We start from the raw sequence: 11187 nt of genomic DNA, 5'->3' as shown, positions 1-11187 counted from the left end.
AACCTCCTTCTTTTTAACATCTCTTCTTCTGGTGGTGGGGTGGGGGGGGGGGGCGGTGGGGTGGGGGGGGTGGGGCCCCCCCCCCCCCCCCACGACCGGCATGGTCGTCAGCCGTCCTCCCGGCGCCTGATCTTGTTGCCGAGCCATACGAGGGGGTCGTATTTGCGGTCGACCGCGCGTTCCTTCAGGGGGATCAGCGCATTGTCCGTGATCTTGATCCCTTCGGGGCATACCTCGGTACAGCACTTGGTGATGTTGCAGTAGCCGAGGCCGTGCTCGTCCTGGGCGTCCTTCTTCCGGTCGAGGCCCGCCTCGGCCGCCGAGTCCAGGGGATGCATGTCCAGTTCGGCCACCCGCATCAGGAATCGCGGACCGGCGAAGGCCGGTTTGTTCTCCTCGTGGTCACGGACCACATGGCAGGTGTCCTGGCACAGGAAGCACTCGATGCATTTACGGAACTCCTGGGACCTCTCCACATCGATCTGCTGCATCCGGTACTCGCCCGGGGCCACTCCCCGCGGCGGGACGAAGGACGGCACCTCCCGCGCCTTGGTGTAGTTGAAGGACACATCGGTCACGAGATCGCGCATGACGGGGAAGGCCCGCAGGGGTGTCACCGTGATCGTCTCCTCGCGCGAGAAGACGGACATCCGGGTCATGCACATCAGCCGGGGGCGGCCGTTGATCTCCGCACTGCACGAGCCGCACTTCCCGGCCTTGCAGTTCCAGCGGACCGCGAGATCGGACGCCTGGGTGGCCTGGAGTCGGTGGATGATGTCCAGGACGACCTCGCCGTCGTGGACCTCCACGGAGTAGTCCCTCAGTTCTCCGCCGTCCTGGTCGCCGCGCCACACCCGGAAACTGGCCTGGTACGCACTCACTCGTGGAGCTCCTCTTCGGTGAGGTACTTGACCAGCTCCTCCTTCTCGAACAGGGCGAGCAGGTCGGGTCGGATGGGGTCGGTCGTGGTCCGTTCGAGGGCGATCCGCCCGCCGTCCTGGTCCGCCCCGGCGGGGTCGGCCAGCCGGCAGAGCAGATTGACCCGGCGCCATTCCCGCTCCATCGCGGGGCGGTCCTCCCGGGTATGGCCGCCGCGGCTCTCGGTGCGCTCCAGGGCGGCACGGGCGACGCACTCGCTGACCAGGAGCATGTTCCGCAGATCGAGGGCGAGGTGCCAGCCGGGGTTGAACTGCCGGTGGCCCTCCACTCCGGCCCGTGCCGCGCGCTCCCGCAGCTCCGCCAGCTTCTTCAGCGCCTGCCGCATCTCGCCCTCCCGGCGGATGATGCCGACGAGGTCGTTCATGGCCTGCTGGAGTTCCTGATGGAGGGTGTACGGATTCTCCGGCGGCCCGCCGTCCGGGGTGCCGGAGGAGCTGAAGGGGCGCAGCGCCTCCGCGGCGGCGGCGTCGAGCAGCGTGTCGTCCACCGCGGGCCGGGGGCCGGCCTCCAGGGCGTGCAGGGCCGCGTGGAGCCCGGCGCGGCGGCCGAAGACGAGCAGATCGGAGAGGGAGTTGCCGCCGAGCCGGTTGGAGCCGTGCATCCCGCCCGCGACCTCACCCGCCGCGAACAGACCGGGCACCCCCACCGCCGCGGCGGTGTCGGAGTCGACCGCGACCCCGCCCATCACATAGTGGCAGGTGGGGCCGACCTCCATCGGTTCGGCGGTGATGTCGACATCCGCCAGCTCCTTGAACTGGTGGTACATCGACGGCAGCCGGCGCCGGACGACCTCGGCGGGCATCCGGGTGGAGACGTCGAGGAAGACGCCGCCGGCGGGGGAGCCGCGGCCCGCCTTGACCTCGGAGTTGATGGCCCGGGCGACCTCGTCGCGGGGGAGGAGTTCGGGCGGGCGCCGGTTGTTGTCCGGGTCTTCGTACCAGCGGTCGCCCTCCTCCGCCGTCTCCGCGTACTTCTCCTTGAAGACCTCGGGAATGTACTCGAACATGAAGCGTTCGCCCTCGGAGTTGCGCAGGACGCCCCCGTCGCCGCGTACGGACTCCGTGACGAGGATGCCCTTCACCGAGGGCGGCCAGACCATCCCCGTGGGATGGAACTGGACGAACTCCATATTGAGCAGCGGAGCGCCCGCGAGCAGGGCGAGGGCGTGTCCGTCGCCGGTGTACTCCCAGGAGTTGGAGGTGACCTTGAAGGATTTGCCGATACCGCCGGTGGCGAGGACGACCGAGGGGGCCTCGACCACGAAGAACCGGCCCGACTCGCGTTCGTAGCAGAAGACCCCCGCGACCCGGTCGCCGTCCTTGATCACCCGGGTGACCGTGCACTCCTGGAAGATCTTCAGGCGTGATTCGTGGTCGCCGGTGGCGGCCTCGTCCTCCTGCTGGAGCGCGACGATCTTCTGCTGGAGGGTGCGGATCAGCTCCAGGCCCGTCCGGTCGCCGACATGGGCCAGCCGGGGGTACTCATGGCCGCCGAAGTTCCGCTGGGAGATCCGGCCGTCGGGGGTGCGGTCGAAAAGCGCGCCCCAGGTCTCCAGCTCCCAGACCCGGGCCGGTGCCTCCTGGGCGTGGAGTTCGGCCATCCGCCACTGGTTGAGGAACTTCCCGCCGCGCATGGTGTCCCGGAAGTGGACCTGCCAGTTGTCCCCGGCGTTCACATTGCCCATCGAGGCGGCGATGCCGCCCTCCGCCATCACGGTATGGGCCTTGCCGAAGAGCGACTTGCAGATCACGGCGGTCCGGGCGCCCTGCTCCCGGGCCTCGATAGCGGCGCGCAGCCCGGCGCCCCCCGCTCCGATGACCACGACGTCCCACTGCTGGCGTTCGAGTTGCGTCATGTCAGAAGAACCTCGGATCGTCGAAGGCACCGGAGGCGACCAGATAGACGTAGAAGTCGGCGGCCGCGACGCTGATCAGCGATGCCCACGCCAGCAGCATGTGGCGCTCGTTCAGCCTGCCCACCCAGCCCCACAGGCGGTAGCGCACGGGATGCTTCGAGAAGTGTTTGAGCCGCCCGCCGACGATGTGCCGACAGGAATGACAGGACAGGGTGTACGCCCAGATCAACACGATGTTGACCAGGAAGACGAGAGTGCCGAGACCCATATGGCCCCAGTCGTAGTCCTCGTCCCGGAAGGCGAGCACGGTGTCGTAGCTGAGGATCACGGCGACGGCGATCGCCAGATAGAAGAAGTACCGGTGGATGTTCTGGAGGATCAGCGGGAAGCGGGTCTCACCGGTGTACTTGCGGTGGGGTTCGGCGACCGCGCAGGCCGGGGGCGACGCCCAGAATCCCCGGTAGTACGCCTTGCGGTAGTAGTAGCAGGTCAGCCGGAAGCCCAGCGGGAAGATCAGGATCAGCAGGGCGGGCGACAGGCCCCACCAGCTGCCGACGAGGCCCCACTCGGGCCCGCCCTTCATCGGGACGCAGTTCTCCGCCAGACAGGGCGAGTAGAAGGGGGACACATAGGGGGCCGCGTAGTAGTCGGCATTGGCGAAGGCCCGCCAGGTGGAGTAGGCGACGAAGGCGAGCAGCCCGGCCGCGGTGAGCGCGGGCGAGAGCCACCAGCGGTCCGTCCGCAGATGGCGGGGGGCGATGGCGGCGCGCGTCGGGCCGTGCACCCCCGTACGCGCGCCGGGCGCCGGGCCCGACGACCCGCTCGTCTGGACATGTGGTGGTTCGGTACCAGTGGCCAACGAAGGTCTCCTAGGGAGCGTGCCGGTCTCGGACGCCCAGCCCCTCGTCGTCGGAGTCCGTCCACAGCGCGTCGTTGTACGGCACATCCGGGATGGTGACGAGGTCCTCACGCTCCCCGGGACGGTTCCCGGCCCCCGTTCCGGGGCCGGCGCCACGGGGCCTCCCGGCCGTGCCGCCGAGTCGGCCGACGGTGCGCTCCAGCTCCTCGACCCGCTGGACCAGGTCGTCGAGGCGGCGCTGCATCGTGGTCAGGTCTTCCTGCTGGGACATGACGTGCCCTCACTTCCGCGGGGTGCGGTGGCGTCGCTCATGCGCCTGCGAGTGTTGCGCGTCACATCCCCGGTTGTGAAGGGATGTGCCGCGACTTCCCGCGCAGGAGTGGCGAGCGAGCCTCCGGTTGTCCGATTCTCACTCCTTCCATTTTCGGTATTTCCTACCGATCAGCGGCTTTCATGGGCCTTCCGCTGGTCTGCCCGGGTGACCTTCGGCCCGGATCGCGCCGTGTCGGCGCCACCCTCCGGGGTTCGTCCACTTCAGTGGTCCGGAATCGGTGTGATCATCGAAAGATTTCCTCATCCTCCGCATCTGTACGACCGCGGAACCCTCAGGACGAAGAGGTGGACCCATGGCCCAGGACCGGATCCCCCGGACCTTCCGATCCCGGACACTCCGCTCCGTCGCGCTGCTCACCGGCGGAGCGCTGGCGGTCCCCGCCCTCGCGGGCTGCGGTACCGACGAGGCCGAGCTCACGGGCCGGGCCACCAAGCAGGACATCGCGGTGACCGAGCGGACGCAGGTGGGCGAGGGCGGGACCCTGCGCTGGGCCGTCGACACCCTGCCGACGACCCTCAACGCCTTCCAGGCCGACGCGGACACCACCACCGCCCGGATCGCCCAGGCCGTTCTGCCGGCACTGTTCACCCTCGACGCCAACGGCCGCCCGCAGCGCAACCCCGACTATGTGGAGTCCGCGGAGGTCGTCGAGCGCGAGCCCAAGCAGGTCGTGCTCTACAAGCTCAACCAGAAGGCCGTGTGGAGCGACGGCCGGGAGATCGGTGCCGCGGACTTCGTCTCCCAGTGGCAGGCGCTCAGCGGACGGAACACCGCGTTCTGGACCGCGCGCAACGCCGGATACGACCGCATCGAGGAGATCCAGAAGGGCGCCAACGACCTGGAGGTGAGGATCACCTTCAAGAAGCCCTACGCCGACTGGCAGTCCCTCTTCACACCGCTGTACCCCAAGGACGTCACCGGTGCCCCCAAGGCGTTCAACGACGGCGCCCGCAACGCCCTCAAGGCCACCGCGGGACCGTTCCGGATCGGCGCGATCGACCGGAAGAAGAAGGACGTCACCCTGGTGCGCAACCCCCGCTGGTGGGGCGAGCAGACCAAGCTGGACGCCATGGTCCTGACCGCCGTACCGCGGGACGAGCGGGCCGCGGCGCTGGCCGCGGGCAAGGTGGACATCGCCGAGATCGACCGGAGCGTCGCCGACCGGATCGCCCTCGCCGTACGCAACAAGGCGACCGGGGGGCAGCAGCCGGGCCACGGCCCCCAGACCGCGCTCACCCCCGGCAAGGCCCTCCGGCTCTGGGCCCTCGCCAACGGCTCCGACGAGGAGGCGGCCGAGGTCGCCCAGGCCACCCGGGAGAAGACCGCCGAAGCGATCAAGGCGTACGCCGTCGAACAGGCCGGCCTGCGCGGATTCGCGGTCCGCAGGACCCTCGAACCCGCCTATACCCAGCTCGCGCTCAACGGGGAGTCGGGGCCCCTCGCCGACGACCGGGTACGCCGGGCCATCGCCCGCGCCCTCGACCGCCGGGAACTGGCCGAGACCGTCCTGCGGCCGCTCGGGCTGCCGGCCGACCCGCCCGGCAGCCATCTCGCCCTGAAGGGGCAGCGCGCCTACACGGACAACAGCGGCGCGCTCGGCGAACAGAACACCCAGGAGGCGCAGGCGCTGCTCGCCGACGCGGGCTGGACACCCGGGGGAGCGCTGAAGAAGCCCGCACCGGCGAATGCCGGGCCCAGCGGGTCACCGGCCGCCTCTCCCTCCGACGAGGCCGAGTCCGACGGGAAGAACACCGCGCGCGGCGCCCGGGCGGCGGATGCCACGATCCCGGCCCATCACGGGCGGGACACCCCCTCCCAGGAGGGTCTCTACATCGTCGGCGACGAGAAGGCGGGCGGTGGGACCCGGGTCCTCGCCCCGGCCCCCGTCACCTTCGAGGACCTGTCCCTCCAGCGCCGGGCGGGGCTGGCCGCCGACGCGGACGCCGCCCGGAGCGCCGGGGAGGAGAAGGGCGCCCAGGCCGACAAGGAGGAGTCCGGGCGGGGGGTGACCGGCGCCTACGCCCCGGCGGGCACCGCCGCCCCGGTCGCCGCCGGCGGCCGTCTCGGCAAGGACGGCAAGCCGCTCACCCTGCGTTTCGTCCTGCCCTCCGGGCCGGGATCGGAGTCCCTGCGCTCCGTGGGCGAGAAGATCTCCAGGATGCTGGACCGGATCGGCGTCCGGACCCGGATCACCAAGGTCGCCGACGAGAGCTACTTCAAGGACCACATCGCCTCCGGCCAGTACGATCTGGCGCTGTACTCCTGGCCCGCCACCGCCTACCCGGCGACCGACGCCCGCCCGATCTACGCCAAGCCGGAACCCGCAAGCGACGGCTCCCTGCTGGTGGAACAGAATTACACCCGGGTCGGTACCGACTACATCGACCAGCTCTTCGACCAGGCCGCCGCCGAGCTGGACCAGGCCGAGGCCCGTGACCTGGTACGCAGGGCGGACGCCAGGATCTGGGCCGCGGCCGGTTCGATTCCCCTCTATCAGCGGCCCGAGCTGGTCGCGGTCCGGCCGACCGTCCTCAACGCGGGAGCCTTCGGTTTCGCCACCCCCCGCCTCCAGGACATCGGCTTCACCAAGGCCGCGGCCCGCAAGGCGGGACCTCCGCCGACCCTGCCCAGCCCGTCGCCGAGCGAGGCCGAAGACGGAGAGGGCACAGAGGGCACCGATGAGAAGAGCGGCGCCGCCGAGTAGTCCGGAGCGGTCCGGGACGGCACCCCGGGTGCGGGCGAAGAGCCCTCGCACCCGGGGTGCCGCACGCCGTGGGTAACCGAAGGTAATGGCCATTGACCTCGGCTACCTCAGAAGTGCCTCAAATGCTCTTGCCCGCCGCCGACCGCTGCGGGCAAGATCGTGACCGGCCCTTTGACCCGGTTCCACGACGTCCGGCGCACCCTCGGCGCCCGCCCCGCAGACTCCCGCAGTCCCCCCCACCCACCAGGCCGGGACCCCACCCCGGCCCGGCCTCCGGGCGCTCTCCTCGTCCGGGAGACCCCGTCCCGCCGGCCTTCGACCGCCCCCGGTGGCAGCACCCGAGACGCCTCGTACGGCCCGGCCCCGCGCCTCCTCGCGGTGCCCGGCCCGTGGACGGGGAGGCCCCGAATCCCGGGGGCCCGTACCATGGAGTTCAGCCGTGGCGTGTCCGCCCCGGCGGGGCGCATGAGGAAGACACCGCCCCTCACGAACGCCGCATCCCACGATCGAGAGAAGCGCCAGCCAGCATGCCCACCCGCCACGACATCCGTAACGTCGCCATCGTCGCCCACGTCGACCACGGCAAGACCACCCTGGTCGATGCCATGCTGAAGCAGGCCGGCGCCTTCGCCGCCCACCAGCAGGTCGACGACCGGGTGATGGACTCGAACGACCTGGAGCGTGAGAAGGGCATCACGATCCTCGCCAAGAACACGGCGGTCAAGTACCACCCGAAGGCAGGCGGCGCCCCCGTCACGATCAACATCATCGACACCCCGGGCCACGCCGACTTCGGCGGTGAGGTCGAGCGCGGCCTCTCCATGGTCGACGCGGTCGTGCTGCTGGTCGACGCCTCCGAGGGGCCCCTTCCGCAGACCCGGTTCGTCCTCCGCAAGGCCCTCCAGGCCCGGATGCCGGTGATCCTCTGCATCAACAAGACGGACCGCCCGGACTCCCGGATCGACGAGGTCGTCAACGAGACCTACGACCTCTTCCTGGACCTCGACGCCGACGAGGACCAGATCGAGTTCCCGATCGTCTACGCCTGCGCCCGTGACGGCATCGCGTCCCTCACCAAGCCCGCCGACGGCACCGTCCCGGCCGACAGCGACAGCCTGGAGCCGTTCTTCTCCACCCTGCTGGAGTACGTCCCGGCGCCCGAGTTCGACTCCGCGGCCCCGCTGCAGGCCCATGTCACCAACCTCGACGCGGACAACTTCCTCGGCCGTATCGCCCTTCTCCGGGTCGAGCAGGGCGAGCTGCGCAAGGGGCAGAACGTCGCGTGGATCAAGCGTGACGGCACCGTCTCCAACGTCCGCATCAGCGAGCTGATGATGACCGAGGCGCTCACCCGCAAGCCCGCGGAGGTCGCGGGCCCCGGTGACATCTGCGCGGTCGCGGGTATCCCCGACATCATGATCGGCGAGACGCTGGCCGACCCGGAGAACCCGGTCGCCCTGCCGCTGATCACCGTCGACGAGCCGGCGATCTCCATGACCGTCGGTACGAACACCTCGCCGCTCGTCGGCCGCGGCGGTACCGGCAAGGGTGCCGACAACAAGGCCGCGGTCAAGGACCGCAAGGTCACCGCGCGCCAGGTCAAGGACCGCCTCGACCGCGAGCTGGTCGGCAACGTCTCCCTCCGCGTCCTCGACACCGAGCGTCCCGACGCCTGGGAGGTGCAGGGCCGCGGTGAGCTGGCGCTGGCCATCCTCGTCGAGCAGATGCGCCGGGAAGGCTTCGAGCTGACCATCGGAAAGCCGCAGGTCGTCACCAAGGAGGTCGACGGCAAGGTCCACGAGCCCGTCGAGCGCATGACGATCGACGTGCCCGAGGAGCACATGGGCGCGGTCACCCAGCTCATGGGCGTCCGCAAGGGCCGGATGGACAATATGTCCAACCACGGCTCCGGCTGGGTGCGCATGGAGTTCGTCGTGCCCTCCCGCGGCCTGATCGGGTTCCGTACGGAGTTCCTCACGAACACCCGCGGCACCGGAATCGCCCACTCCATCCACGAGGGCCACGAGCCCTGGTTCGGCACCCTCACGACCCGTAACAACGGCTCGCTGGTCGCCGACCGCTCGGGCGCCGTGACGGCCTTCGCGATGACCAACCTCCAGGAGCGCGGCGTCCTCTTCGTCGAGCCGGGCACCGAGGTCTACGAGGGCATGATCGTCGGTGAGAACTCGCGCTCCGACGACATGGACGTGAACATCACCAAGGAGAAGAAGCTCACCAACATGCGCTCCTCCTCGGCCGACTCCTTCGAGGCGATCGTTCCGCCGCGCAAGCTCTCCCTGGAGCAGTCGCTGGAGTTCTGCCGCGACGACGAGTGCGTCGAGGTGACTCCGGAGTCCGTCCGGATCCGCAAGGTGAACCTGGACGCCCGGGAGCGCGCCCGCGCGGCCTCCCGCGCCAAGCACGGCTGACGGCCCGCTCCCGCCCGTACGGCGGGCTGAAGCGGATACTGCCGGGCGGAGGAGTCCCTCCGCCCGGCAGTACGTCTGTCTGGCGACCAAACATCCATCGGTGATCAACGGTCCATCTGTGATCAACGAGACATAGCGCGCGAACCAGAACGGCTCGGGCGGCCCCTCATGTTGGGGCCGCCCGAGCCGTTTGCTCACACCGTGCCGGTGGAAGGCTCCCGGATTGGAACGGTCCGGAGCGGTGTTCGTCAAAGGGTTTTCACAGGGCCATTGTCCGACTATCGGGCGTAGCTCACCGGAAACCTGTATTAACAGTCCGTTTCGGGGGTGTCTGTCTGCGATCCCTTTGTCCGGATTCTGGGCCTCCGGCCTTCGCTGATGTTGCCAAAACGAGATGCTTTAAGTGTGGTTTACGGCGCGAACTTACCCAATAGTTGGCTTCACTGAGCTCGGGTCAACGGGTCATGCGCTGTGGGGAGCGCCGACTCACGAGCACACGGGGTGCAGCTCTTCGCCGTCAGGGGTGTCGGTGGGTGTACTGCGCCCAGCCTTGCAGTGAACACGTGGACTCATGAGGAGGAACCCATGCGCGGTGCCACGAGCGCCAGCGGGGTCGGGTCGTCGCAGACGGTACGGACGGCCGGTTTCCAGCGCATTCCATCCCATCGCGCCGCCACCGGCGGCGGACAGCGACTCTGAGCCCCGGTCAACCGCTCGGCTCGCGCTCCTGATGAGGGTGGGATCAATCCCTATTGACATCCATTGCTGCTGTTTTGTCCGTGGCTAGCCCATAGACAGACGGCGAACCGGCCGCACCCGTGAGACGGGAAGGCGGTCGGTGACGCGGGGATCGTCGACCGGTGGACCCTGACGGTACGAGTACATCCACTCGCCCGTCCGGACCGCCGTGCGCAGGAACGCGGGTCACCCGACACCCGTGAATGGACACATCATGACCAGTCCAATCGAGACCGAGGGCGCCGATTCCTCTGTCGCCTTGGACAAGAACACCGCGACCAAGGACACCGGAAGCGGCCAAGCCGTGACCGGCCGTTCGCCGGGGCAGCTGATGTGGGCGCGCTTCAAGCGCGACCGCACCGGCGTGGTCTCCGCGATCGTTGTCATCGCGTTCTTCGTCATCGCCGCGCTGGCGCCGGTGATCTCCTGGCTGTACGGCAAGGACCCCTACACGCTCTACCCGGGCGAGGAGGGCTACGAGAACCTCCTCGACGACTTCTCCATGCCGATCGGCACTTTCGGCGGCATGTCCGGGGAGTTCTGGTTCGGAGTCCAGCCCGAGGTGGGCCGTGATGTGTTCACGATGCTGCTCTACGGCATCCGGACCTCTCTCTACATGGCGCTGGCCATCACCACCCTGATGGTGCTCACCGGCGTGATCATCGGCATGGTGGCCGGATACTTCGGCGGCAAGGTCGACTACTGGCTCAGCCGGATCACGGACTTTTTCCTGGCCTTCCCGCAGCAGCTGTTCTTCATCGCCTTCATGCCGGTCGTGACCGCGATGTTCGTCTCCCCGAAGGACGAGACCCCCACCTATCTGCGAGCCGTCGCGATCATCCTCGTGATGTGGTTCCTCGGCTGGATGGGTCTGGCCCGGCTGGTGCGCAGCTCCGTCCTCTCCCTGCGGGAGCGGGAGTTCGTCGAGGCTGCCAAGGTCTCCGGCGCCTCGCGCTGGCGGATCGTCCGCAAGGAGATCCTTCCGAACATCGTCACGCCGATCCTGGTGCAGGGCACCTACATGCTGCCCAGCTCTATCCTCACCATCGCGTTCCTCTCCTATGTCGGAGTGGGCTTCGTGGAGCCGACTCCCGACTGGGGCCGGATGTTCGCCATCGGCGCCGAGAACTACGAACAGAACCCGTCGTTCATGTTCTTCCCCGGTGTGGCCATGGTGACGTTCATCCTCTCGTTCAACCTTCTCGGCGACTCGGTACGAGACGCGTTCGACCCCAAGACCGGACGGTGACGTCCCAGGGCGGGGGCCGCTGCCGCCCCCGCGCCGGGCAACCGGACGGCAGGCAGCACTTGATGAATGACAACGGACAG

General features: G+C 69.0%; 7 protein-coding genes. 3 read left to right on the top strand and 4 right to left on the bottom strand.

Annotated features, from left to right (window positions below; translation table 11 throughout):
- Positions 1-107: 107 nt before the first annotated feature.
- From ACFXG1_RS22270 to ACFXG1_RS22255, 4 genes are read right to left on the bottom strand one after another with little or no spacing between them, the layout of a single operon-like run.
- Positions 108-881 (bottom strand): succinate dehydrogenase/fumarate reductase iron-sulfur subunit, encoded by a 774-nt coding sequence (locus ACFXG1_RS22270; RefSeq protein WP_384714274.1) that lies wholly within the window; start codon positions 879-881, stop codon positions 108-110.
- Positions 878-2794, bottom strand: a complete 1917-nt coding sequence (locus ACFXG1_RS22265) for a fumarate reductase/succinate dehydrogenase flavoprotein subunit (protein ID WP_384714275.1) — start codon at positions 2792-2794, stop codon at positions 878-880. The genes ACFXG1_RS22270 and ACFXG1_RS22265 overlap by 4 nt, the downstream gene beginning before the upstream one ends.
- 1 nt (position 2795) lies before the next feature.
- Positions 2796-3653, bottom strand: coding sequence for a hypothetical protein (locus ACFXG1_RS22260; RefSeq protein WP_384714278.1), 858 nt, complete (start codon positions 3651-3653; stop codon positions 2796-2798).
- Between the two features lie 10 nt (positions 3654-3663).
- Complete coding sequence (locus ACFXG1_RS22255; protein ID WP_384714281.1) at positions 3664-3924, bottom strand: hypothetical protein; 261 nt, start codon at positions 3922-3924, stop codon at positions 3664-3666.
- A 355-nt stretch (positions 3925-4279) separates the two neighbouring features.
- On the opposite strand from ACFXG1_RS22255, the gene ACFXG1_RS22250 reads away from it, so the two are divergent.
- The 3 genes from ACFXG1_RS22250 (at position 4280) to ACFXG1_RS22240 (ending at position 11107) form a co-directional block, all read left to right on the top strand.
- Positions 4280-6691, top strand: coding sequence for an ABC transporter family substrate-binding protein (locus ACFXG1_RS22250; protein ID WP_384714284.1), 2412 nt, complete (start codon positions 4280-4282; stop codon positions 6689-6691).
- 527 nt (positions 6692-7218) lie between these two features.
- Entirely contained in the window at positions 7219-9120 is a 1902-nt protein-coding gene (gene typA, locus ACFXG1_RS22245; protein ID WP_384744242.1) for a translational GTPase TypA, read from the top strand.
- A gap of 952 nt (positions 9121-10072) precedes the next feature.
- On the top strand, positions 10073-11107 hold the full coding sequence (locus tag ACFXG1_RS22240) for an ABC transporter permease (protein WP_384710971.1): 1035 nt from the start codon (positions 10073-10075) through the stop codon (positions 11105-11107).
- The last annotated feature ends 80 nt before the right edge of the window (positions 11108-11187 follow it).

This window comes from Streptomyces sp. NPDC059248 (assembly GCF_042753905.1).
Lineage (GTDB): Bacteria > Actinomycetota > Actinomycetes > Streptomycetales > Streptomycetaceae > Streptomyces.
The sequence above is the reverse complement of the archived record's forward strand: the minus strand, read 5'-3'. Positions and strand labels throughout refer to the sequence as shown.

Excerpts from the sequence above, each read along its gene's own strand:
- ACFXG1_RS22250 (WP_384714284.1), top strand. The coding sequence starts at position 4,280 with ATGGCCCAGGACCGGATCCCCCGGACCTTCCGATCCCGGACACTCCGC.
- ACFXG1_RS22240 (WP_384710971.1), top strand. The coding sequence starts at position 10,073 with ATGACCAGTCCAATCGAGACCGAGGGCGCCGATTCCTCTGTCGCCTTG.
- ACFXG1_RS22255 (WP_384714281.1), bottom strand. The coding sequence starts at position 3,924 with ATGTCCCAGCAGGAAGACCTGACCACGATGCAGCGCCGCCTCGACGAC.
- typA (WP_384744242.1), top strand. The coding sequence starts at position 7,219 with ATGCCCACCCGCCACGACATCCGTAACGTCGCCATCGTCGCCCACGTC.
- ACFXG1_RS22265 (WP_384714275.1), bottom strand. The coding sequence starts at position 2,794 with ATGACGCAACTCGAACGCCAGCAGTGGGACGTCGTGGTCATCGGAGCG.